We start from the raw sequence: 23,912 nt of genomic DNA on the forward strand, positions 1-23,912 counted from the left end.
AGCGCCGCACTAAATCTAGCCAGAGAGGCCGAAAGCTTAAATAACTTTTAGCACGGGCCGTTGTGTCTTCAATATATTCTTATGAAGCTTTGCCGGTAGCCGAATGGTTTAGACGCAATAGAGAGTTGGCGGGATTCCACAATCCAGCAAGGGCACTTTATCAAACTATTAGAGAACTTGTTGAAAACTCTCTAGACGCCACGGAGACCTACGGCATTTTACCTAACATATACATCCGGATTAGCATAGAAGATGAGCAAAAGGGGTGGGCGTCGGTATATGTAGAAGACAACGGAATAGGTATTCCAGGCAACGAAATTCCGAATGTCTTTGGCCGCGTCTTTTATAGCAGTAAATACAAGATAAAACAACATCGCGGCGTATTTGGCCTAGGCCTTAAGATGGTGGTGTTATATTCACAAAGTACTACAAATAAACCTGTATATGTCAGATCTTCAACTATTAAATCAGATAAAATATATGAATACCAAATAATGATTGATACAAATAATAACAGTCCAATTATTTTAGATAGACGAGAGTACCCTAATAAATACAAATGGCACGGCACAGCTGTCAAAGTATATTTAGAGGGCAACTGGCCTGCTGCAAAAAAGAGAATCGAAGACTATTTAAAGAGAACTGCCATCATAGCGCCGTATGCCGAAATTATACTCAAGAGTCCCGATTTAGAGTTGTGGTTAAAGAGGAGAACCACGAAATTACCGCCACCGCCTAAGGAAGGATTGCCGCATCCAAAAAGCGTAGACGTAGACACTGTAAAACAAATGCTGTTAGAAAGTAGGAACATGAGTCTCTTGGAGTTTCTAACGGAAAATTTTGATGCAGTTGGCGAGGGCACAGCCAAGGCTTTTCTTGAGTGGGCAGGTTTCAACCCAAATACGAAGACTACGGCGCTAACTCCTGAGGAAATCGTAAGACTGGTTGAAAAAATGAAACAATACGAAGGTTGGCGAAGGCCTCGTGCCGACTGGCTCTCTCCGGTCGGCTCGGAACTCTTAGAAATAGGCGCGAAGGCTATTTTGGGCGCTGAGGCTGTCTTCGCGGTTACGCGTAAGCCAGAATCCTACAGCGGCCACCCCTTTATAGTTGAAGTGGCTGTGGCGTGGGGCGGCCAGATACCGCCGGTTGACAAACCCCTCTTGTTACGTTATGCTAATAAAATCCCCCTACTATACGACGAAGGTGCTGATGTTGCTAGAAAAATAGTTGATGAGTTTAACTGGCAGAACTACAAGATAAAATTCCCAGCCCCCCTTGCTGTAATTACTCATATATGTTCAACCAAGATACCATATGCATCAGCAGGTAAAGAGGCCATTGCGGAAGTACCAGAAATAGAAAAGGAGATAAGACTTGCGCTTAGAGATGCGGCAAAGAAGTTGAGACTATACTTATCACGGAAGGAGAAGGAAATGGAACTATTGAATAAATACATATCTCTAGCTAAATATGTGGATGAGATAGCACATAATCTATCGATAATTACAAGGTTAGATAGGGAACCACTAGAGAAAAACCTCTATAAATTAATTGAGAAGAAAATCGGCTTAACAATAGATGAGCTAATTAAACATACATTATCGACTCAATTAACACAACAAGAAGAGACTATAGCTGCTGCTTGAAGGAGATTACGTCAACATATTGTCTGTTGGACTTGCGTCCCGTTCCATTTTTGCTACGAAGAGTCTACGTTGCCGATGTATTGCTAGCGGCACAAGAGTCCGCCCGGGTACGCTGGGGCGAGGGGCAACTCTCTGCCCCTCTGCACCTCCACGCCTAGGGACGCCAACTTAAGCTCGGCGCCCTCCTCCAACCTCCGCCTAATCCAAGCGACATTATTTTTCTTAAGTGGTATGGCGAATGAAGCTATACCGGTCTTCCGCGGTCTGAGGATGCCGCTCTTTAGGTTGACGAAGACCGCTCTACTCACGTCTTTTCGTTTTCAACCCTAAGTTGTACGTCAAGGAGGACTGTTCTGAAGAACGCCACGTCGCGCCAGAGAAATTTGGCATAACCCACAAGGGCTTTCCCAAGTCCGTACTTTGGAAACACCTCCTCGATAATCCGGTGCGCCAACTCCTGCCTGTCCGGCGTGAGCAAGCGGTCGTTCTCACGGCGTCGCTGCCAACGCCACGATGGGTATTGTCAATTGAACAAGACTTGGGGTGGCAACGGCGGCGTATGACGCCGGCGAGTATCAATATGTTGCTTATGACAACGATTGCTCTTGTGGCTGCGAAGGTCAACAACATGCCTCCCAACGTCGCCTTTACGACGGCGCCGCTCAGCGCCACCGCTGCCGTGGCCAACACGGCGGGCGTCATGTATATGGCCATCTCTAGTTGGCCCGTACTGGAAAGGGCAACGCCGCCCGCGAGATCATAAAGCTGGCAAGCCGCGATCGTAGTTGACGCAGTGGGGGACGAGACGTATTTGGCGAAGAAGCAAAGCGGCGTCTCAGACAACTGGGGGCTAGAAACAACCCCCCGGCCATCACCACCCAACTCCAACTACACATGAACGACGCTTGGCCCCCCGGCGGCAACCTACGGCCACATAAGACCCCCCGACACACCCAAAACAGACCCCCCAAGCCCCCCAGAGAAAGGCCAAGAGAGAGGTGGGGAGATGTATGGTGAGGAAAGGTACGTCTCTAATGAGTCTTCGATTATATAATATACACACTTTGATATAACGTTTTACATCTCACTAGACCCATAAATTTCCCTGTGTGTTATACGCGTGACATATGGGAGCCGATCTATGCCATGTCTATTGTAGCCCCCGTTTACGTTTTTAGGTTTTGTATATTGTACATGATCTCTATCCTCTGTCAGTAGCTGTACACATCCCTCTTGGCATGAAATCCCCTGCCTCTCTCATTACTTCAGCAATCGCATGAAAAACGAAGATATACGCTCTGAAAAACTCCAGTGAACAAACGTCAGGTGCCAACTGTCCAAAGCTCAATCCTTTTCGCGTAGTTGTATGCATAAGCGGAGACGGCAACAGCGATTAAGCCTCCTATTAGCGCCGCAAAAACTGTGGAATAAAGATCGCCGCTTGCGAGATATATCGCTATTGGAATAGCTGCGGTTGGCTCAAGCGTGACAAGCATTAATATATAGCCTAGGTATTGCATAGCAAGAGGAGCTTTTGCAGGACCTGTCTCTGGATTTCCAGCTTCATATCTCATTAATTTTTGTGGCGTAGGTCTCCTAGGTGCTATTAACATTACGCCATATATAGTCCCTACCATTAAGACAAAAAGAACTGCAAAGGCCAATACTATAACCTCTGCATCACTCATAGAGATGAGAAATATACATAACTATATAACAGTTATTGTCTCTGTGTTTCATACAATTCTCGCCATGTTGTCTGCGATAGCATATGGCACCGCTCCGCTCATCTATAGACGGGCTCTCTTCTGTACCTCACAATTCAAGGCTATGTTGATATTTTCTCTATATTCAATAGCTTTAGGCCTTTTGTTGCCATGGGGGGAGGTTTCTATAGATGGCGTTTTCCACATAATAATTGCAGCTCTATCGGGAGGCATCCTCGGCTCGTGGCTTTATATTACAGCAGTTAAGAAAGGCGGCCCCTCTATTGGCAATATCAGTAGCTCGTTCTATATAGTTATGTTGCCTCTCATAGCTGGTAAATTTTTGTTAATACCGGCGGCGTTACTTCTACTGTTAGGCATAGCAATAGCCTCATGGTCTGAGTCTAGTTCTAGACGCGGAGCTTTATACGGAATTTTTGCGGCGTTTGTATGGACATGGAGTATAAATTTTTACGCCCATGCAGTAGCTTCCCTAGGGCCTGGGGGAGCGTTGTTCATAAGAGGCCTTGTTGTGTCTCTAGTAGCCCTAGTGCTTAGTATAAAAGCGCCTATTTGTTACATACGTCGTCTTGCTATTGGGGGATTTCTGGATAGTTTTATAGGCTTCGGTGCCTATACATTAGCTGTTTCTGTAGGCGACTATGTAAGTGTTACTCTTGTAATGTCGTCGTATCCGCTGATTACAACACTTTTAGAAAGGCCTGTATTGGTGAGGAGAGTATTTGGCGTGTTAACAGCAGTTGTAGGTCTCTATTTGGCTGTCATATTTGGCTAATATTGTGAATCTCCTCCGCTTTTAGCAGATTTGTCACCCTTTCAATTTCGTTGAAGTTCTCATCTAGTCTTACAAATCCCAGCCTTATACATTTCACCTCTCCTATTCTCTTCTCTACATCGCTTGATGTATAAACTATAGCTTTTCTCTTATCGTAATATATCTTTTTTAAAACTCCTAAACTGACGAGAAAACCTTCCCGATCCTCTAAACCGACAAGTAGCCCCTTTTCGAACTCCTGCGGTAAACATATCACTTGGAATCCACCGACTCTTTTCACAGCCCATGTAGTGCCGTGGACTAGGGCATATACTCTATTTCCAACTTGAAAAGCCCTCGTTATTGACACCCCAGTAGCCCTCATAAGCATTCTTCTCAAATCCTCTGATAGTTCAATCCCTTTAAAAAGAGGCAAATTACACAAAGGGGTTTTGTCTAGGGAAAACGCAATTTCTACAGGAGGGAATATATATCTGCCGTATCCCATTTCCCTGTGTATTTTCCTATCCTCTCTACTTCGTGTTCTCACATGGGGAGGCGGGGGTAAGATCGTTGTATTAGTATAGCCATCTAGTATAGGCATAAGCTCTTTCTCTACTTGTATCGCTACAATGTGCGTAGGTTTTATCTTTTCTATAAGGCGCCTTTTAAATACCACGGCCTCTTCGTCTAAGACCCAACCGTCTGTATTTATAATAATTGTGTCGACACCCCATTTGTTTTTTGCATATTCCACAGCCTTGGCTATTTGTTCCACAGCTCTTGGCCATATCCTCTCTAAACTTGTAGATTGGAGAAAAATGCTCTTCTCTGCTATTAGTTGTCTGAGGTGTGTGATATATTTCGTAAGTCTAGCTATAGAAACTGTGGTTGGAGGGCCTAGGTCATTTTGACCAACGTCCGCGTCTATAATAGCTACTTTATATCCATGTAAAAGTGCTTTATTGCCCAGCATCGCAGCCATAGTGGACTTTCCGACATCCGTCATCCCAATTATAAGGATGGCCCCTCTGGGATTAAGATTTGAGATCCGCCGCTCCCACTCCTCTATCACTTCTTCTCCTGGCATAGCTTTCTCTAACAAAGCGCCGGGGCCCAGTATAAACTCCACTTCAGAGTCTGAAATAGCTTTTATGACAAGCCTACGTGCTCTGAGTACTGTAAAGCTTTGACCTTCGCCATATATCACGCCTGTAGCATATATATGTCCCCTCTTTACAATCACCTTGGCAGGCCCCTCTATGCGATATACGTCGCCAGCTTTAATCACACGAGTAGGCATACTAAACCGCCAAGATAGCACATTTTTAACTATGCCTCGCCGACCTCTACAGAGTTTATAAACCTAAGGCTTGTTTAACTACTGTGAAATTGTCAGAGTTACTGCAAAGACAGCCTATAGACGTCCCAAAGCTTATTAGAGAGAGAATTAAACAGATAGGCATAGAGGAGATTAAGACAAGGGTTAACCGCGTGTTAAAGGGTTTTGACGAAGTGATTTTAGACGTATTAAGCGGGCTGATGATAGGGCGGCCAGTGGTATTAGTCGGTACGGTCGGTCTTGGAAAAACTACGCTAGCTGAAACTATAGCAGAGATACTCGCGCTGGGGGATCCGCCATATGTTGAAGTAGCTTGTCATTCACATATGACTGCAGTAGATCTAACCGGCGACATAGATATAGCCGTGGCACTACAAGCCGGCTTTGACCACCCTCTCTCCTACATCCCAGGGCCTCTCGTAATGGCGCATGGAACTGTATTGGTTATGGACGAGATAAACAGACTCAACCCCTATGCGCAAGCTGCCCTATTGCAAGCAATACAAGAGCATTATATATACATAAGGGGGTATAGAATACGTACAGATTTCGCGCTTTTAGGCACGGCAAACCCTAGCGAATATGAGGGCGTGTATGAGCTCTCGGAGGCACTTGCTGATAGGCTTAAATTCGTAGAGGTGAAGATGCCAGATAAGGAGTTACTAAAGTCGATACTGCTCTGGAAAGCCAAAGAGACTTTAGGCGACCTCAGCGCTGAGGTGCCTCCTAGACTTGCAGACATCTTAGCAAACTTCGCCCATGAGGCTAGGAAGATGGGCTACTCGTTGTCTGTTAGATCGCTTAGCTACGCCTTGGCAGACGCAACGGCCTTTGCTTGGACACAACATAGAGAGCCGAGCATACGCGACTTAAGAAAGGCCCTTATCTCAAATCTTTCGTATAGTATAGATGTAAAAGAGTCGCTGATTAATATATTCGATAAAACGTTAAATGAATGAACTAATAGATATATTGGCTTCACTTTATGAATGTCTCGGAGGGATTTCTGTTCGTAGCTTAATCTACGCTATCGCAGATATATATGCCAGGTCGCATCTTGGGGTGCTGGATAGAGAGAAAATCCTAGAAATCTTGGCCCAGAATTTAGCTGGCTCGTTACGTACAAGTCCAGGAAATGCCAAGAAAATCATAGAAAGCGCAATAGACTGTATACCGAATGCTAGAGTGATTTCTCCAGCGCCAGCTATAGGGTCTGTAGGCGTTGAAAAAGCGCCGACGCTCGCCCATGTAGTAAATAAATATGTGTCTCCTGATGCACCACCACGCGTAAAACTTGAAGTTATAAGGAGGATAAATCTTCCACAAGAGGCTGTTAAAGAGGTTGAAGCTAAAATCACGGCACGTAGTGAGGGATTTGCATATATAAAATCGGCTGTAAAATCAATCAAACAGTACTACCCCTATGTCTCTATCTCAGATGTAGATTTGATTAGAACCGCCATGTCTATCGCTAGGAAAGCTCTACAGAATAAACCTATTTCGGACACAGATATCTACATACGTGAATATATACACATAGTAGATAAACCTATCTATATAGCTCTAGATGTCTCAGGAAGCATGAAGGAATATATAGGAGCCTTGACAAAACTTAGGGTCGCAAAAAATGCCATAGCCAGATATCTACATCAAATGGCACATCTCCGCGGCTTAGTTTCTCTAGTCTTATTCAACACAGACGCCGACTTTATGTGGACTCCTCATCCCGTCAACATATACTTAAGAGATATGATAGAGATACTGAAATATATATACGCTATAGGTGGCACTGAGTTGGCCTCTGCGCTTGAACTCTTACAAAGCCATGAAATCTCTCGTGATATTGTTATAATTACAGACGGAAGAACACACGATCCTGATAAGGTTTTAAACTTAGCCAAGAGATTTAAAAGACTTCATATAGTGGCGACAGAGAAAAGTCAATTCTTAAAATCGTTAGCTAAAACAACCGGTGGGAAATATAGGGAGTTGACACCCACACTAAATATACTTGAGGTACTTAGCTAGTTTATAAAAGCCGAGGTAAATACATTTGTGAGTTGTAATATTTCCATAAGCGAATCGGCATGCTATTTCCCATTTCTTAACAGATCTATGGCCTATCTCTCTAGAAGAGGTTTCTCTTTAGATTTCGTACTTACAAATAGCGCTTTTATTGAGAAGGCAATAGAGCGGTTTAAAAAATCGCTGGGACGCGAACCGTTTAACCCTCGCCAGTGTTTAGACACACCAGAGGATATAGCTGTAGCTGCTAGGTTAGCTTTATATATCGCAGCTGCTACAAAAAATACATATATATTACGAAGGTTTATAGATTCAGAAAGTAAAAACTTTACAATATTGTTGAGAAAGATACCAGGAGTACAAGATCCTAGATGTAAGATAGAGATAGCTAAAGACTTGGGCATATATGCAAAACAAGCAAGTGAAGTTGTCTCAGGCGCTATAGTGGCTGTATATAACCTACCCATGGCTGTTAGATGGGTATCTTACCTCAGATATGCACCGCAGGATCCCTACTGGGCTATGATAAATAGGCCGGTGATTAAAGGCTGGGTTATTTTACCTATGGAGGACTTTGAAAGACTCCTTGAGGAGGCTTATGAAGAACGCATGTTACAAATTGTGAGAGAAAACGAACTAGCTGTAGGTAGAATCGCTACAGCAGTCGACATGACACAGCTTGAGGACGTAATTAAAAAGTATGCCCAAAGACCCGTACAGCTGTCTTACCAACAAACAGAGGGGAAAGATCCTCCATGTATGCAAGCAATAATAACTGCGCTTAAAAATGGCGAAAATCTTCCTCATACAGCAAGATTTGCTATAACGACGTATTTAATTAAGAGAGGATGGGATTTAGAACAGATAGTTGAGTTATTTCGCTCATCTCCTGACTTTAACGAAAAAATTACGCGGTATCAGGTAATGCACATAGCCGGCCAAGTTGGAGGGCGAAAGGAATATGCAGTACCTAGTTGTGAAACTATGCATACGTGGGGGCTTTGTCCAACAAACCTTGGTTGTGGAGTGAAAAACCCGCTTCAATATGGACGTAAATCTATAATTAAGAAGAGTCCATAAACTTTACTGCACTACTTTATATCGCTGACCCTGCATCAACAAGAGCGTCTCTCTGCTGTTGTAATATCTACAACCTTCGCCGAGAGAGAAAGACGAGGACACATCACACTTGACCTTCAGCGACGCTGAAGGTCAAGTAAAGCAGGAAAGACAAATACTGAGGGAGGTGGAAAAATGGGGGTTATTCTATAAAGTCCGTCGCATGGGCAACACCGGCTGTTGGTGGTTGTCTTCGCCACTTTCGTGATTGAAACTTTTGGCTTGTTCACATATGTTTCCATTAAATTATAAATTTGAAACTGCTCTATAGCCAGCTATGGGAGAAAAGCAAGAGTTTAAACAATTAGTAGATACATTAGTTAAATATATAGACGTTATTTTACAGCTTGAAAAAAGAGATCCGCAATATCATGCAGTATGTCGCGTAGTCCAAAATAACGACGAGCTAACCGCCGCAAGACTTACGATGTTGAACGCCCTAGTTAGCTACCGGCTTACTGGAAGGGGGGAGGAACATTGGAAGTATTTCGGCTGGTATTTTTCGAGAAGGGTAAAAGACGTCTGTGACGATTTCTTAAAGTATATAGAGACGAGTCCTTATCTTAAAATTGGCATAGAGACTAGGAAAAAGCGCGTAGCTAAGGCTTGTGGTTACGTGCCAAATCTAGAAGATTTAGAAAAGACACTCAATGACCTCTCTGTTTTACTTAATGCAAAACGTGAACAAAAGACACTTGTGTTTGCCATAAAGATGTTAAACTATGTCTACATGTGTAGCAGGGGCGTTAATAGACTTCTGCCATTTAACATACCAATACCTGTTGACTACAGAATCGCATATTTAACCTGGTGTGCAAAGTTAATAGATACCCCGCCGAAAGAGGCTATAAGACGGTATAAAGAGGTGCAGGGTATTTGGAATAAAGTTGCAGAAAAAGTGGGGATACCGCCTCTACACTTAGATACATTGCTTTGGTTGGCCGGACGGACGGTTATCTATGGCGAAAATATACACGGTATTCCACAAGAAATTATTGCCGTATTTCAGAAACGAGAAGATTGTACGCCTCTTTCAAAATCGCGCGGAGAGATTTCTGAGGAGTAAAACGTTTTAGAAGGACGATATACTCACCGTCTGGTTTTATATAACCGCCCTCTACTAGCCTGTCTACAACCCTTTGCGTGACATCTTTTCCAAGCCAAAATACTGACATCCTGTAGGTTTTCCAGTACTTAAGCTTTATCTTGCCCTCTTTACGAAGCGCCAATTCCTCAAGCATCAGGAGGGCCAACTTTGACAGCGTCTCTCTACTTACAGATTTCATAAGCCCCGGTCTCTAAGTCAATATTTATACATTTGGCATCTACACGCCCCTCAAACAATGGCACGCCTGCTAGAACACATGCAGTCACCAACATTAGATCTGGCTTCTCTGCCACAATAGCAAGCGGTGATTTCCCCCTCTTCGCAGCACTCCATAACACGTAGGGGCCTACAGTCGAGCCTTTCACATATGGAAGTGCTAAGATTTTTCCAACTATATTTATGCCAGCTAAAACTCCAGTCTTTGGATCAAGATCCCCTAGAAACGAGACCGGCTGTTCCAACTTCACTATCTCAGCCGACACGTGGCCTCTCCCTTTTACCAGTGGCTTAAGCCGCTGGTCGGCAAGGTAGTACATGTACATATAGGGCCTCGAGAGATATAAGTTTTATACCTAGGTACCTAGAGGGAGTCGCTATGTTTAATCAACCGTAGATACCTCCTGTATGCCCTTCAGAAGGCCTTGTTATGCGGTCTCGGCAAGTCGCCTGCTGTGTCAGGAGTATGCGTCGGCTCGTGAGTCACAACCCTAAGCCTATCCTCGCAAATAGGCTAGGCAAAGAGGGAAACGTGTACATGTTCACACCGCCGCAATACCCGAAAGAAGAAGAAACGTGTAACCTAACCATCGGCAATGACGTACGTCAAGCTACGACGAAAAGACGGGAGGTTATTTTACGGGATTCATTGCATGAGCTACGCAGACAGTCGCAAAACTGCGAGGGCGTTCTGAACGTGGTGTAGACCGATGTTAAAGCTTCTGGCTTGGTCTTGTGTATTGTAATTAACAGAAATTTTAATCACGCCACTAGACCCCGAGGTCTGGCTACTGGGGGACGGGCGAACGCGAGCCCCCTATGACCCGTCCCTTCCAAGTTGCCCAACGGTAACTGCGGACAAGCCCAAGCCTATCCAGAGAAGGCTGGCTCGTGAAGGGGGCTAAGCGTAGGCAAGCTCTATACATTTCTCTTTTCTGCAGGGGATTACTCTCACCCCGTGGAGCTTCGGTATGTAGAATGCCGCCTTCAGCGAATTCGTGGCAATAGACTTAAACCTCCTAGTGAATGGCGATACTACTAAACATGTCCCTGCAAAGATTATTATATTAAGGCGCGAGGCCGTCTCGGCCAGTTTACCGAGTTGTTTATAGACGTGTGGAGAAGTCGAAATATAGATCGGCCTCTTGGCAGGCCCCCTCTTTTTCACCTCTTCCAATACCCACAGTATTGTATCTGGATCGGCGAAGGGGCAGCCTATATATACTGCGTCTGGCGTCTCCACATCGCCTAGGTATTTCGCAACGTCGTCTCTCGAAATCGTGATCTTGTCGCGGAAGTCCCCCATATGTAGATACTCCCACCAATGCGGCGTAACCCCCTCGACAACTGCGAAGACCATGGAGGAGTAGGTAGAAAGCGCAGCGGCGAACTCCCTCCGGCTTTCCTCGTCTCGGAAAACAGCCCCGCTGAGGTAGGGCACCCCGGAGCCTAGGCGCTCGCCTATTAAGGCTCCCACGACACCAGCCTCCAGCGAGTCTAAGGGGCCTACGTTGATTTTAACATACGCCGTGGGACGTCTGCCCTCGAGGGTATATAGGGGGGTCTTAGGCACAAATCCTGCGATTGCACCCAACAACGCGAGAGGACCAGGGTTCTTGTCTGACCACGCATCTCTGAAGGTGTTTATATAGGTGATAGCGTTTGACTCCGCCCACGCATGAAACGTCCGTGGCCTAGTTAGGATAAAGTCATAAGGAGTACACGATGATATAGTAGATACACCCATAGCCCATAAGGCTTTATATATCCTTCTCTGTCCCTCTAAGGTCTCTTTATCTATCTCCAAAACTCCGCCTAGGTCTGTCGCGGCAGGGTTTGAAGTAGTAAATACAGACACCTTGGCCCCCAGAGAAACGAGAAACTCTAGAAACTCCACGCCATGCTCTCCGATGGTTAAGTAAGAGACCCCTGATATATGTGCCGTCTCCACTGGTACTACCTCGCCGCTAGAGATAACATCTGCGATTTTTAATATCGCCTCTTTAGCATACTCTTGTGCCACCAGTTTCGAGCATACCCCCCTATATATCTCTTCAATCTGGAATCTTCGCTTTTTCGAACAGAGAGGGATCTGCGTCTAAAGGTCTAGTGGCATCTATGCCTATTTTATGAGTTAAACCTTCCTCATTGAGAGCGACTGGGTCAAGTGTTGAGCCTCTTACGTAAGGCACTACAAACAAACCTCTGTCAGCTCTGAGTCTTGTGGCTATAGCCCACTCTATGGCGACAGGGTCCTCCGGATCTATGTCACTATCTACGGCAATTGCTATTTTCAAACTGGGGTGAGCTGCAAACGCGGCTAGAAGCGCGTTTTTTGCGTCACCTTCTACAGATTTGTCTAGTGAAATCACCGCCACAAGCCAACCAAAGCCGCCTTTTGTTAACCTGACTTTCTTTACCCCAGGTGTGACAGATTTCACAGCTCTCCATATCTTTGCCTCTCTTTCAAAACCCATAAGTAACATATGCTCTAAGCCGGCTGGCAGTAAGTAGTGTAGATATGCCTCTTCACGTAACACGAAAATCCTCTCTACCCTTACAACGGGTTGAAGCCGCACTCTGTCATAAACGCCGATTATGTCAACAAAGGGCCCCTCTTCAGCATACTCCCGCGTTAGAAACCCCTCTATTATGACCGACGCCATAAAGGGCGCCACAGCCCCATTTTCTAGTTCAACTACCTTAATACCTCCCATAAGACGAGATGCGACCTCTAACTCAAAAACTCCATAAGGAGGTGAAGACGCCGCAGCTAATAAAACCAGGGGATGTACTCCCCAAGCAACTGCTATGGGAACTTCTCTGCCCTTCTCAATACTGGTTTTATATATTTGGTAGAGGTGTCTAGGTACTAGTCTTACCACTGCCTTCTTATTTCCAACAGGAGAGAACCTATGTATAGATGCATTCATAACGCCGTCTATCCCTACGCCAATTATCACAGCAGATGTTATATAGGGCTTTGCCTCTTTTTCATAGTAACGTACCATTGGCAGATCATATAGAGACTCTAGTTCTCTATACATATCTCTCCACGTAGATACGCTCTCTAACTTAGCAGGGTTCTCCTCCGCGTTTAAAAGTTTGACATATGCCTCCTCGTCGTTTTTAACTCCGAGATAGAAGTAGAGCTTCTCTCTAGTGTCTATAACATTACCCACTCCGACAAAGCCCTTGCGTACATTCTCAAAAACAGGGGTCCACCTCCCCTCGGACTCCTTTAGAATTTTGGCAATAGTAAACTCGCCATATGGAGGGTGGTAAGATCGGACGTTAGAGAGACTCTTTATAATAACGCCAAGCGACATTTAAAAAGGACTTTCGGCGTAGAAAAAACACCTTAGGCCATTTCAAGTACTATCTCAACGGCAGCAACTGTCCTCTCTCTGCCACCTTGGCCTTGCACTTTGTCACTGAGCAACTTAATATCTTTTATCTGAACTTTACCGGGCAGGAATCTGTCTCTTACCATAACTGCGGTTGATACGGCCTTGGAAATTGCAGCGCCTCTAGCTTTTAACACAACTTTTTTAACGCCGGCGTTGAACGCCATTACTGTTGCAATTACGTAATTTGTCGTTGGCTTTTTACCAACTAGTATTGTCTGTTCTGTCGCCATAGGTGAGCCTCCATAAATGGGGTTTTTAACAATTTCGCCTTACTTTAGGCGTTTGAAACAAATATTACCGAACCGTAACTTTCCATCGTGGAACACGTTATATATGAAACAGCTAGAGGTAGAAGGCGGGAAATAGTGCTTCTTTTACATAGGGAGGGGCCTATGACACTTACAAAACTCAGAACATCGTTGAATATTTCGGCGTCTGTACTATTGTTTGAGCTTTCTGCGCTAGAGAACCTAGGCGTTGTAAAAAGAGAAGAGTCCCTAGTACGTTTAACTGACCTTGGAGAGAAGGTTGCATCGATAATTTCAACGCTAGAACCTCTTAAGTCACTTACACTCCCCCCTACGGCCAGTCTTAGACCTTTGGTCATCTGGCTTCTCCTATCGCCACATCTGCATATAACTACTCTTGTAATACTTACAACATGGATCCTCGCCTTAATAGTTGGAGCTTTACAAAACCCCCCGTTGACCTTGTTCGGCGTTACCTATATTGGATATTACCTCCCACTTTCGATAAGACTCTCTATATATCATTCTCTTGCGATTTCACTTTCATCAATCGCTGTCATAATCTTGACAACATACATACTCTCCAGGAAGAGAATAAAGCCTCTTAAGACCATAGTCGGCGTAATTCCATTGGCCTTATATCCCTCTACTCATCTCACGCTTGTACAAATTGCCTATTCACTAGAATTTGTATATTTAATCACTCTTTCGCAAATACTGCTTTTCCTAACTCTACTGCTTACAGCTACTATGTACGCAACTATGTACTCGCTGGAAGTAGGCACGACATATGAGCAGACGCTTATCCATGCGCTTATAGTATTTTTTGTAATACCGGCATTGTTGTATATGATCCCCATACGTTAATGACGTATAAACCGGCCGAGGACAGCTACTTGACTTTAGAAATGCTTAATGAGGTTAGGGGAGATGTGTGTATAGATGTTGGAACTGGTTCCTGTATCCTGGCTAAAGCGCTTGTCGAAAAATGTAGACTCATAATAGCGGTAGATATAGAAGAAGAAGCATGTAGAACATGTCCAAATAACATAGACGTAATTTGTAGCAATGCGACAGAGACGTTAAGAGGTGGTGATGTTGTAGTATCTAATCTCCCCTATTTACCTCCTGAAGAGCCCATAGACCTAACAATACACGACCTAGGTATTATCCCAAGAGTACTTAGATGGATATCAGCGAATAGGCCACATACTGTGATTCTCACCTTTAGCTCACTGGGGCGCGCCGACTTTGTATTTGAAGCACTAAGATCTACATGTGTAATCTTAAAAATAGCAAAACTACACCTTTTCTTTGAGAGTATATTTACTGTCGTTGCTGAGTGCCAGAAACCTCGCCGATGACTATCGCCTTATCTTTAAGCCTAATACGGCCGAATGATTCTACGATATCACCTATGTACTCACCTATTCTAATTGCACTTTCTTTAGCTACAGAGGTCGCAGGGTCTGGAAACGCCTCTTCACGTCTTACCCTATGACTCCACGAAGTAATCTCACTTTGAAGTTCTGCGATTTTCTGCGGCGACGAGTCGCCTGTTAATAATGCCTCTGCTTGTTTAAGAAAGCCGGCTACATTTGCCAATATAGGTAGAACAATACGCATGTCAATTTTCTCCTCTTGGCTTACATATGCAATTCTACAAATGTGATCAGCCATTCTCTCGATAGATTTTGCAATTATTACATATTCAACAATGTCTCTGGGATCGTCAATCTTTAATTCGAGCATTATGTATCTAGACATGGCGGCCCTTTTAAGTTGACGCTCCATGAGCCAGTATAATCTGTCCACCTCGTCGTCGCGTTCAATGATGTCTCTAAGCATTGCGACGTCGTCTTTCTCCAGACCTGTTATTAGATCACTTAACATATTTCCGACTAGGCGCAACATCTTTCCAGCAATATCCGCCACAGCTAACTCTGTGGCAGATACCATAGACTGAACAATAAGCTTGTCGCTAGCCTCTTCTACGATCTCCATATCGACGACTCTACGTCGGATAAAGTCTTTAATCTGCTTTCTAAGCCCCATAGTCGCTGGCGAAAACCTGACAACGACTGTCTCAGCCCCGCCTATATACAGCGCCATAAATAACTTCTCCACTTCCTCAACGGCTACAGGCTGGTTTATAGTAAGTTCGGCAACTACACCTACACGCTTACCTAATTTCTTAGGGATAACCACTAAAGTGTCATCTGGCTGTGTTACGATAATTACCTCGTCTCCTGGCAGAAGAGATATCCGCTTGGCCCACTCCTTTGGAAGGCTAACTATAAGAGTTGCCCCGCCTGTAAGCTGGACTTTTCTGACCTCGCCTTGCATATATCTAAATAGACGCCATATATAAATATATTTAGATCTGCAAAAAAAGAGTATTCCATATCCTCTATATAACTCGGATACACCAGAAGTTTAGAACCTAACACAATACAAGTCTCGGCTAGACGAGTTGTTAGTCGATAAATTTCTGGTTTCTTATCTTATCCCGTAGATAGTCGTGTAAGAATTTTAGGCCGTGTGTAGATAGTGCCTCTATTTCTACTTTTTTCTTCTTCTTTAGGAATAGGTTTATCTCCTTAGTCCATTCCGGTTTTTGAAACCAAGGATATCTGAGCAACTCTTGTGCTCTTTTGATATCCCGGTCGTTTGCAGCTATGACATAATTGTCCGAGATCTTATAAGCATCTATATCAGTCGCGGTTAGTCCAAGAAATTTGGCATTTGGCGTGGCGAGTCTCTCACTCTCATAGCTAAGCTTTATAGAGCCGCTCTTATATACAGAGTAAATATACCACCCATAGGGATCGCCGTCGGTAAGGACATAGACAGGAAGTTTATACTCCTCATTGAGTCTCCTAATGAATCTCCGCGTAGCTCTATCCGGCATGCCCTTTGCAGTGACCAAAATTGCGTTTTCCTGGCTCCAAAACTTCTCTCTAACTAGGCGTTGAAATATTGCGTCTTTCTCCACAACCAGTACATACGCGGCCTCTACTTTTATAATCTCCAGCGCATCTACATTAACTGGGAGGCTTAGTGCTGTTTCGCCAAATTTACTCGCATCTAACTCGTAGCCCTGTGATCTAACTACGATAGGCCCTACAATCTTTCCCTTTACATCGGCAGAGATCCCCATCTCCTCTCTAAGTACGTTTGTCGCGACTTCTATATCCTCAATTACGGTGTTAGACTCTGTTTGCTCATCCCATGTATTTTCTCTGTGTACCCTCCCTAACGGATCTTTAAATACTATAGTATGTTTGCCGTTGTAGTAGAGGTCACGTATAGTGGGATATACATCTTCTCTAATAGCCTCCACAATTAGCCGGAGCATTAGAACTGTTTGCATAAATTTACGCGACTCCTTAACATCTAGGAACCTTCTGTGCATTTTCTCCGGCCCTAATTTTAACATCTTAGACTTCTCATCCCATATGGTATTACTGAGAGTTCTAGCTGGTATCTCCATAACGGGCTCTCTTAATTCGAGAATTGACTTTGCTAAGTCATGTCCCCAACTTTCCAAGCGTTTGAGAATTTCAACTCTACCGCTCACGCCCGTTTCTGGTTCTCAGTATAAAAATTTCTCCGTCACGTCCCCCTACCTCTCTCTTGGCCTTTCTCTGGGGGGCTTGGGGGGTCTGTTTTGGGTGTGTCGGGGGGTCTTATGTGGCCGTAGGTTGCCGCCGGGGGGCCAAGCGTCGTTCATGTGTAGTTGGAGTTGGGTGGTGGTGGCCGGGGGGTTGTTTCTAGCCCCCAGTTGTCTGAGACGCCGCTTTGCTTCTTCGCCAAATACGTCTCGTCCCCCACTGCGTCAACTACGATCGCGGCTTGCCAGCTTTATGATCTCGCAGGCGGCGTTCTCAGAGTGCGGAAGTTGGGCATACCGCCGTTTGTTGTAAAATTGAAGAAGAGCGACATCTCTTAGATCAGAAAACGGTTGGAAGAGGGCGTCAGACTCAAGTAGGCGTTCTTGGGCGTAGGAAGACGGAAGGGCAAGAAAAAGCCGACCTAAGACAAGCTATACGTCGCCCCCATCTTCGCTAGAGAAGTGGCGCTGGAGGTAGCCCAGCTGTCAATAAAAACGTGGACGGGGTGAAAGTCCCTGGTCGCAATAGCCTAGGGACAAGCGGCAAGAAATTATGAGGTCTCTAAGAGATAAAGAGGGAAAGGCCTTATGCAATTCTCTTTTAATAAGCTTTGCAAAGTTCTTTTCTTGAATCTATTATTTTTTAACAAAAGTTTTGCTATTATTTATAAAAGAATATTGTTATCTATTTTCAAGTGCTGCTTTTAACAAGCCTAGAAACACCGGCCGCGGTCTTGTGGGTCTAGACTTAAACTCTGGGTGGAACTGTGTTGCAATAAAGTAAGGATGTCTTGGTAACTCTATAATTTCTACTCTCTTCACATCTTTTCTCCATCCAGACACAACTAATCCTGCTTCGATAAGTTTAGGCAGATAGGAGAGGTTGACTTCATATCTATGTCTATGTCTCTCGGTAGTTACTGAAGTATTATATATAGACGCCGCCAGCGTATTCGGCATAATTTCCACCTCTCTATCGCCAAGAATCATGCTACCGCCCATTACATTTACCTCCCGTTGCTCAGGCGCGAGGTGTACCACAGGATGTGGGGTCTCTGGATCAAGCTCTGTAGAGTTGGCCTCTCTGAGGCCTAGGACATTACGGGCGAACTCCACTACTGCCAACTGCATGCCGAAACAAATGCCTAAAAATGGTATTTTTTCAACTCTGGCATATTTTATACATTCGATCATGCCCTCGGTGCCTCTTTTGCCGAAGCCAGGTAGGACAACCATGGCGTCTATGTTAAGTTTGTATAACATGTCGGGGTTCTTCTCTACTTCTACAGAGTTTATCCATACGAGCTCTGGTTTTGTATCTAATGTAGCGCCAGCGTGTTTAAGTGCCTCAATAATACTGAGATAGGCGTCTGGAAGTTCGACATATTTTCCACACATGCCAACAGACACCTTATACCGAGGCGATGTAAGTTTTGATATAAACTCTTCCCACTTTTTATGATCCGGCTCTTTTGATGCCAAACGTAACCTCTTGACTAAAAAGTCTCCCATGCCCTGTTGTTCAAGAATAAGAGGCACTCTATAAATCGTGTCTACGTCGTAGGAATTAAATATCGCATGTGGAGGTACATGAGCAAATAGCGCGATTTTCTTCACAGAGTTGGCGTCGATGGGTTTCTCTGATCTGACAACCACAGCGTCTGGCTGTATGCCATACCTCCTAAGTTCTGCTACACTATGTTGTAGAGGCTTAGTTTTGAACTCCCCTGTCGTCTTTAGGAATGGCACTAGTGCCACGTGTATAAATATCACGTCATCGCCAAGTTCTAGCCTCAACTGTCTCACTGCCTCTAGAAACGGCAATTGTTCATAATCTCCTACAGTACCCCCTATCTCCACTAGAGTTACATCATAACCTCCACTAGCCTCTATAATTCTTCTCTTAATCTCGTCTGTTACATGGGGTATTAACTGTACTGTTTGCCCCAGATATTCGCCTCTTCTTTCTTTTTCAATTACAGAGAGATATATTTGGCCCGAAGTTATATTGTTCTTCTTTGACAGCTCTACGTCGAGAAACCTCTCGTAGTGGCCGAGGTCAAGGTCTGTCTCACCGCCATCGTACGTCACAAATACCTCGCCATGAGCATAGGGATTCATTGTGCCAGCATCTACATTGATATAGGGGTCTATCTTTATAGCGTTTACCGATATTTCACGCGCCCTCAGTATTCTTCCTATACTTGCCACTACAACTCCCTTGCCTACTCCAGAAAGCACGCCGCCCGTGACAATAATAAGTTTCGGCACCATATAGAGGAGATATGAGTATAAAAACCCGGCGGTCTTGTTTATCTACTATCAAGATACGTAGCCAGACCGGTTACGACTACTCCCTGCGTCACAAAGAGCGAAATTTGCTCCCAGTAATGAATCCTTGTCCTTAGGCGATTGACAAAACTACAGAGGCATGACTCCCTGTATAGAGTTGTCCATCTCGATTATAGTCGAGTTCTTGAGAGACAACTAAACTATTATGAAGGGGGCATTATTTTTATATTTATGGACTTCCATAGTTATTGGTGGAGAGTTGAACCCACGCGGTATTGATGACGAGAGCCTGCCCAACGGTGGCGGGCGCTGACACGTGTTTTTATACCTCTCCAACCCTTCATACATGCCTATTATCGAGATAGGGGGAGTAAAGGTGAGATTTATCTCATGGCCCGAGGGGATAACTTTAAGCGAAATTTTAGCAAAGAAAATAGAGGAGTCTGGATACAAGCCTGAGGTCATCATTGCAGTTTCTCGCGGCGGTCTTGTCCCAGCGCGTATAATAAGTGATGTTTTAGGGATTGACGATATAATATCAATAGGAGTAAAATATTGGGGGCTGGCTCAGAGACGTGCTGAGAGACCGATAGTCTACCATAACGTAGAGCCAGGCGTAGTTAGAGGTAAGTCTGTCTTAGTAGTTGACGAAGTAGCCGACACAGGGCATACTTTGATGACTGTCAAGAATATTCTTGATTTAGTAGGCGCTTCGGAGACAAAAACAGCGGTGTTACATCTAAAGACAACCAGTAGTTATGTGCCGGATTACTATGTGGAGAAGATTGAGGAATGGGTTTGGATTTCGTACCCCTGGAGTCGCTATGAGGATCTCCGGGAATTCAAAAAACGAGGATTTGATATATCTAGGTATGTAGAGAAGATCTGTTAAAGATATAAACCATAGCCCAGGGTATTTTAAATGAAGTGGCTTCACCTCGCTGATCAATGATGTGTCCTTTAAGTACGGATCTAGATTTCTCTTATCTCTTCGTATCCACAGTTAGAACAATATAATCTTTCTGTAACCGTATATCTGCTATCCACTATTTTCGCCGTTCTCTCTATCACCTTTAGGCGGGAGAAACACCGGGGGCATGTGTAGACGCTAGGCCGATAAACGCCGGCTTTAGATAGTATTCTTCTGACTTCATATAAGGAAAGTCCAAACGCTCTGGCGGTTTCTCTTAATGAAGCGCCTGAAGTGTACATTTCCACTACAGCTTGTGTTATGTCATTTCTTTTCTCTGCCACATTCCAGATCTTGCCTCTTGCTCTCGCCCTTTCGAGTGCGATTTTAGTTCTTTGTCGTATGAATTCTCTCTCCATAGTGGCCACAAATGCAAGAACTGCGCGAAGAAACTGACGGTAAACTCCGTCGAGATTCTGAAGCGCTTGTTCTCTTTCCGACGCTGATACAACTACAAGACCCAGCTTGTTTTCCACGAGATCTAGTAGTGTGAAGAGTTCTTGAAAAGAGCGAACTAATCTCGAAATTTCATATACTAAAAGCACCTTGGGTCTCGGCTCTAACTTATCCACTTCTGCCGCCATCTGTTTAAACGCGGGTCTTTTCCAAGGCTCAACAACCCCCGATACCCCTACATCTATATAGTGTTTAAGTATGTATAAGCCGCGTCCACTCGCCCATTTCTCTAAGAAGTCGCGTTGGTTCTCTGGGTCTTGCTCCTCGGTAGATACACGTATATACGTGATTGCGGTAATCAAGACCTATGTCTGCTCTCCCTTCCCTCTTTTAGATTGTCCACTCTTAGGTTTACGTGGCGTTTTTACTTCCTGAGGCGGCTGTAGAGGCGCAATAAAATAGCCAAGAGGCCAACCATAAACCCGATCTCTACCTTCTGTAGATGTAGTATGTACGTCTATATATAGCGTATTTCTAAATATAAGAGGCTCCTCTAACCACACCCCAATTCGCTCTGGGTAGTAAGCAATAGGTTCGACAAACCATTCATATACTCTTCCGTCGTGTATAAACCGTATAAAATCTAGATACTCATCTGCGTTATAAAACCCCCATATTACAAGAGTTGATGCTGGCGGTAGAGTTACAGTTATTCTGCCAACCTGCAGAGTATAGCCAAATTTATCGGCCTCCCCCCCGTAGATATGTTTTGGCTGTATAGGCTCTAATCTCCCACCGGCTTTTCTCGCATGTTCCCGCGCAATTTCATACGCTCTTTTTATAACTTCTACTGCCTCGCCTCTATTAAGCGGGAGGAACCACACGACGTAATGATTATACACATATTTAAACAATACACTGAGTGGCGTAAAGACGTTCTGAGATGCCGAAAGTAATATAATAACTTGCCACATAATAACTGATAAACATATAATAGACGAGGTAGGCGTAGCCTATGACTGGATTAATTGCGTTAACTATAATAGCTATACTAACAGCACTTGCTCTAAGAAGAGTACGTGACAGAGTATTAACCGCTTTAGCAATTGCGGGTTTAGTCTTAATATCTATCCCTGCCGTGACTATAAATGGCGATATTGTAGAGAGGTTAGTAGCGACAATCTACATGTATGCACCCTACTGGGAATATTTAGTACCGGTTGTCTTCTTTACATTAACGCTACTTCCTGGTAGAAAAAGCGGCCGCAAAAAAAAAGCGACATATCAGCGGCGAAATAGTTACCGTCTAGAGGAGTAGACTAGAGCTAAAGCGGCCAATAGTGCTAATACGAGAGGTAGCCAGAGACTTTTCCCCTCTACATCTTCTCTAGTACTTGCTGTATATATAGTTGAAGCAGTTATATTTTTGCTTTCAGACGCTGAGAAAGTCGGGCGTTGATATACCACTTCGCTCTTTGAGGTACAAGCGACGTCCCCCATGGCTGTCGAATATACAGATGCCATAATATAGTAGGTCAAGGCGTATTGCGTTCTAGTTGGTTGCTGGCTGTAATAATCGCCAAATTGGAGATAGCTGAGAGGCAGTGTGTTTGTATAGCCGCACCGCGCAGCACGCGCCATATTTATTAACGCCCTGTCTTTTGCTATAGAAAGATACTTGTCTGATGCAGATGCCATGAGAGCGGCGGCAGATTCGGCAATGATCTCTATAGAGTTAGCCATAGACGCGAGATATAGTCTCTTGCCGTAAAGATCTTCGGCGAGCTGTACAGCGGTTGAATAATCGCCAATAGTGACGCCATATGTCGTCTCTAAATACGCATACATAGCTTTGGCGTAGTCTAGATACATCCTGGCCGCCTCTGCTAATCCACTCTCATTTACAGCAGGACCGTAGGCCATTTTACGAGCTTCCTCAATCCACGGCTTTAGCGTGACTGCGCGGGCATACATGTCACCTGGTTGAGGCGACGTTGAGTTAGCCTGTAGATATACCTCATATATTCTGGTGTACGCCGCTACTACGAGATCTATGTTGTTAATAGTTACGGGGATTTTAGAAAGCTCCCTCTCGGCCTCTTTAGCTAGCTGGAGAGCTTGATCATAAAGTGTTCGAGCCATCCTCCTAGAGGAGGCGGCTTGGTCTCTGTAGTAATTCACAATGCCTTGGTATATTAACGATGCTGCTGTGTAGTAGTCGCCTTTAGCCTTTAACTCTTCTATTAGGGATGTGTCTACATACCCCCTACCTACTGTCTGGTTGTAATATCGGTATACTGCATCAAAGAGGTTTCTAGATATCTCTCTAAACACTGTGTCATCTACCACCGACGGCCGTGGTGTTTCAACTCTATAACCAGTTAGGTAATATATGGCCTCTTCTACAGTTCCTACCTCTATCACTCTGATGCCACGTATGCCACTTGGCTTTTCGCCAATTGGAACGAGAACGGTCTTTATTCCTCTCTCCGCCGCTGCGGCGACCTTTTGTGAAACGCCGCCTACGGGGCCGATTAGCCCGTCGGGTAGTATTATACCAGTCATAGCCGTGTCGTTTCTAAGCTGTAGACCATTCATGAGGGCAAACATAGCCACAGTAATATAGCCGCTGGCCGAGGGGCCGCCTACTTGTGCATCGCTTGCGAGCACTCTCAATAGAGCTGTATAATTTATATATGGCTTGCCAGAGTATCGAGCTGCAACATATAGGGCTATTTGAGCAGACGGGCCAAATCCCTGTCCTGCTTCGGGAACTCCCGCCACATAGGCCCTCCCGTCGCCTGGCGTCAGAAGTGTGACCCTTATGGGCAAAACGGCGCCCCCAGAGGGCCCTACTGCTAAGGCATTGATCTCCACTGAGGCGATCCTTACGGTGTAAGCTTGCCATAAAGCCAGCGTAAGCGCTGTGGCGATTAAAGCTAGCACAAATGCCTTTCTCATGTCACCACCTTCCGCGCACTGTATAAAAAAGTAACTCACTGCACGTCCTTAAGTTTATCAGCGTTGTAACTCAGAGGAGGTC

At 44.7% G+C, this 23,912-nt stretch carries 24 protein-coding genes and 2 pseudogenes; 12 read left to right on the forward strand and 14 right to left on the reverse strand.

Features of this window, described 5'->3' with window-relative positions:
- Nucleotides 1–71 precede the first annotated feature (71 nt).
- Nucleotides 72–1,649 (forward strand): DNA topoisomerase VI subunit B, encoded by a 1,578-nt coding sequence (locus ACZ49R_RS05300; RefSeq protein WP_464734100.1) that lies wholly within the window; start codon nt 72–74, stop codon nt 1,647–1,649.
- Between the two features lie 122 nt (nt 1,650–1,771).
- Here the strand turns inward: ACZ49R_RS05300 and ACZ49R_RS05305 are convergent.
- Nucleotides 1,772–2,139, reverse strand: a pseudogene (locus ACZ49R_RS05305) (zinc ribbon domain-containing protein); the annotation flags it as partial.
- Between the two features lie 99 nt (nt 2,140–2,238).
- Between ACZ49R_RS05305 and ACZ49R_RS05310 the strand changes: the two are divergent.
- Entirely contained in the window at nt 2,239–2,412 is a 174-nt protein-coding gene (locus tag ACZ49R_RS05310; protein ID WP_464734023.1) for a hypothetical protein, read from the forward strand.
- 559 nt (nt 2,413–2,971) lie between these two features.
- Here ACZ49R_RS05310 and ndhC read toward each other — a convergent pair.
- Nucleotides 2,972–3,337, reverse strand: coding sequence for an NADH-quinone oxidoreductase subunit A (gene ndhC, locus ACZ49R_RS05315; protein ID WP_464734024.1), 366 nt, complete (start codon nt 3,335–3,337; stop codon nt 2,972–2,974).
- A 43-nt stretch (nt 3,338–3,380) separates the two neighbouring features.
- Between ndhC and ACZ49R_RS05320 the strand changes: the two genes are divergently transcribed.
- A complete protein-coding gene (locus tag ACZ49R_RS05320) occupies nt 3,381–4,151 on the forward strand; it encodes a transporter (protein ID WP_464734025.1) in 771 nt (256 codons plus the stop codon).
- On the opposite strand, the gene ACZ49R_RS05325 is transcribed toward ACZ49R_RS05320, so the two are convergent.
- Nucleotides 4,138–5,433 carry a Clp1/GlmU family protein gene (locus ACZ49R_RS05325; RefSeq protein ID WP_464734026.1) on the reverse strand — a complete coding sequence of 432 codons (1,296 nt, stop codon included), beginning with the start codon at nt 5,431–5,433 and terminating at the stop codon, nt 4,138–4,140. The two genes, ACZ49R_RS05320 and ACZ49R_RS05325, sit on opposite strands and share 14 nt — an antisense overlap.
- An 83-nt stretch (nt 5,434–5,516) precedes the next feature.
- Between ACZ49R_RS05325 and ACZ49R_RS05330 the strand changes: the two genes are divergently transcribed.
- From ACZ49R_RS05330 to ACZ49R_RS05345, 4 genes are all read left to right on the forward strand, one after another.
- Entirely contained in the window at nt 5,517–6,431 is a 915-nt protein-coding gene (locus tag ACZ49R_RS05330) for an AAA family ATPase (protein ID WP_011762602.1), read from the forward strand.
- Nucleotides 6,424–7,500 (forward strand): vWA domain-containing protein, encoded by a 1,077-nt coding sequence (locus tag ACZ49R_RS05335; RefSeq protein ID WP_464734027.1) that lies wholly within the window; start codon nt 6,424–6,426, stop codon nt 7,498–7,500. The genes ACZ49R_RS05330 and ACZ49R_RS05335 overlap by 8 nt, the downstream gene beginning before the upstream one ends.
- Nucleotides 7,501–7,527: 27 nt before the next feature.
- Nucleotides 7,528–8,577 (forward strand): DNA primase large subunit PriL, encoded by a 1,050-nt coding sequence (locus ACZ49R_RS05340; protein WP_464734028.1) that lies wholly within the window; start codon nt 7,528–7,530, stop codon nt 8,575–8,577.
- A 316-nt stretch (nt 8,578–8,893) separates the two neighbouring features.
- A complete protein-coding gene (locus ACZ49R_RS05345) occupies nt 8,894–9,682 on the forward strand; it encodes an N-glycosylase/DNA lyase (RefSeq protein ID WP_464734029.1) in 789 nt (262 codons plus the stop codon).
- Here the strand turns inward: ACZ49R_RS05345 and ACZ49R_RS05350 are convergent.
- The 5 genes from ACZ49R_RS05350 to albA form a co-directional block, all read right to left on the reverse strand.
- On the reverse strand, nt 9,609–9,902 hold the full coding sequence (locus ACZ49R_RS05350) for a hypothetical protein (RefSeq protein ID WP_167827618.1): 294 nt from the start codon (nt 9,900–9,902) through the stop codon (nt 9,609–9,611). The genes ACZ49R_RS05345 and ACZ49R_RS05350 overlap by 74 nt on opposite strands.
- The gene (locus tag ACZ49R_RS05355) at nt 9,886–10,266 is read right to left on the reverse strand and encodes an aconitase X swivel domain-containing protein (protein WP_464734030.1); all 381 of its coding nucleotides are present in this window, start codon (nt 10,264–10,266) and stop codon (nt 9,886–9,888) included. Before ACZ49R_RS05355 ends, ACZ49R_RS05350 begins: the two co-directional genes overlap by 17 nt.
- A gap of 575 nt (nt 10,267–10,841) precedes the next feature.
- The gene (locus tag ACZ49R_RS05360; RefSeq protein ID WP_464734031.1) at nt 10,842–11,963 is read right to left on the reverse strand and encodes an aconitase X; all 1,122 of its coding nucleotides are present in this window, start codon (nt 11,961–11,963) and stop codon (nt 10,842–10,844) included.
- Between the two features lie 31 nt (nt 11,964–11,994).
- Nucleotides 11,995–13,269: a UbiD family decarboxylase gene (locus tag ACZ49R_RS05365; RefSeq protein WP_464734032.1), complete on the reverse strand. Its 1,275-nt coding sequence runs from the start codon at nt 13,267–13,269 to the stop codon at nt 11,995–11,997.
- Nucleotides 13,270–13,301: 32 nt separating this feature from the next.
- Nucleotides 13,302–13,580, reverse strand: coding sequence for a DNA-binding protein Alba (albA, locus tag ACZ49R_RS05370; RefSeq protein ID WP_011762609.1), 279 nt, complete (start codon nt 13,578–13,580; stop codon nt 13,302–13,304).
- 87 nt (nt 13,581–13,667) lie between these two features.
- Between albA and ACZ49R_RS05375 the strand changes: the two genes are divergently transcribed.
- Nucleotides 13,668–14,465: an ArsR family transcriptional regulator gene (locus tag ACZ49R_RS05375; RefSeq protein WP_464734033.1), complete on the forward strand. Its 798-nt coding sequence runs from the start codon at nt 13,668–13,670 to the stop codon at nt 14,463–14,465.
- On the forward strand, nt 14,465–14,962 hold the full coding sequence (locus ACZ49R_RS05380; RefSeq protein ID WP_011762611.1) for a class I SAM-dependent methyltransferase: 498 nt from the start codon (nt 14,465–14,467) through the stop codon (nt 14,960–14,962). Before ACZ49R_RS05375 ends, ACZ49R_RS05380 begins: the two co-directional genes overlap by 1 nt.
- Here the strand turns inward: ACZ49R_RS05380 and ACZ49R_RS05385 are convergent.
- Both ACZ49R_RS05385 and ACZ49R_RS05390 read right to left on the reverse strand, forming a co-directional pair.
- Nucleotides 14,925–15,944 (reverse strand): phosphate signaling complex PhoU family protein, encoded by a 1,020-nt coding sequence (locus ACZ49R_RS05385; RefSeq protein ID WP_011762612.1) that lies wholly within the window; start codon nt 15,942–15,944, stop codon nt 14,925–14,927. The two genes, ACZ49R_RS05380 and ACZ49R_RS05385, sit on opposite strands and share 38 nt — an antisense overlap.
- Nucleotides 15,945–16,074: 130 nt before the next feature.
- Nucleotides 16,075–17,178 carry a DNA topoisomerase IV subunit A gene (locus ACZ49R_RS05390; RefSeq protein WP_011762613.1) on the reverse strand — a complete coding sequence of 368 codons (1,104 nt, stop codon included), beginning with the start codon at nt 17,176–17,178 and terminating at the stop codon, nt 16,075–16,077.
- 288 nt (nt 17,179–17,466) lie between these two features.
- Between ACZ49R_RS05390 and ACZ49R_RS05395 the strand changes: the two are divergent.
- A pseudogene (locus tag ACZ49R_RS05395) lies at nt 17,467–17,634 on the forward strand (zinc ribbon domain-containing protein); the annotation flags it as partial.
- A 258-nt stretch (nt 17,635–17,892) separates the two neighbouring features.
- On the opposite strand, the gene ACZ49R_RS05400 reads toward ACZ49R_RS05395, so the two are convergent.
- Nucleotides 17,893–19,482: a CTP synthase gene (locus tag ACZ49R_RS05400; RefSeq protein WP_464734034.1), complete on the reverse strand. Its 1,590-nt coding sequence runs from the start codon at nt 19,480–19,482 to the stop codon at nt 17,893–17,895.
- Nucleotides 19,483–19,849: 367 nt separating this feature from the next.
- On the opposite strand from ACZ49R_RS05400, the gene ACZ49R_RS05405 reads away from it, so the two are divergent.
- Nucleotides 19,850–20,395 (forward strand): phosphoribosyltransferase, encoded by a 546-nt coding sequence (locus ACZ49R_RS05405; RefSeq protein ID WP_011762550.1) that lies wholly within the window; start codon nt 19,850–19,852, stop codon nt 20,393–20,395.
- 80 nt (nt 20,396–20,475) lie between these two features.
- Here the strand turns inward: ACZ49R_RS05405 and ACZ49R_RS05410 are convergent, their stop codons facing one another.
- Nucleotides 20,476–21,231: a recombinase family protein gene (locus tag ACZ49R_RS05410; protein ID WP_464734035.1), complete on the reverse strand. Its 756-nt coding sequence runs from the start codon at nt 21,229–21,231 to the stop codon at nt 20,476–20,478.
- Nucleotides 21,232–21,234: 3 nt separating this feature from the next.
- Nucleotides 21,235–21,753: a hypothetical protein gene (locus ACZ49R_RS05415; protein ID WP_053240310.1), complete on the reverse strand. Its 519-nt coding sequence runs from the start codon at nt 21,751–21,753 to the stop codon at nt 21,235–21,237.
- Between the two features lie 131 nt (nt 21,754–21,884).
- Between ACZ49R_RS05415 and ACZ49R_RS05420 the strand changes: the two genes are divergently transcribed.
- A complete protein-coding gene (locus ACZ49R_RS05420) occupies nt 21,885–22,187 on the forward strand; it encodes a hypothetical protein (RefSeq protein WP_464734036.1) in 303 nt (100 codons plus the stop codon).
- Here ACZ49R_RS05420 and ACZ49R_RS05425 read toward each other — a convergent pair.
- On the reverse strand, nt 22,169–23,830 hold the full coding sequence (locus ACZ49R_RS05425) for a S16 family serine protease (protein ID WP_464734037.1): 1,662 nt from the start codon (nt 23,828–23,830) through the stop codon (nt 22,169–22,171). The two genes, ACZ49R_RS05420 and ACZ49R_RS05425, sit on opposite strands and share 19 nt — an antisense overlap.
- Nucleotides 23,831–23,912: the final 82 nt, after the last annotated feature.

It is taken from the genome of Pyrobaculum organotrophum (assembly GCF_055384425.1).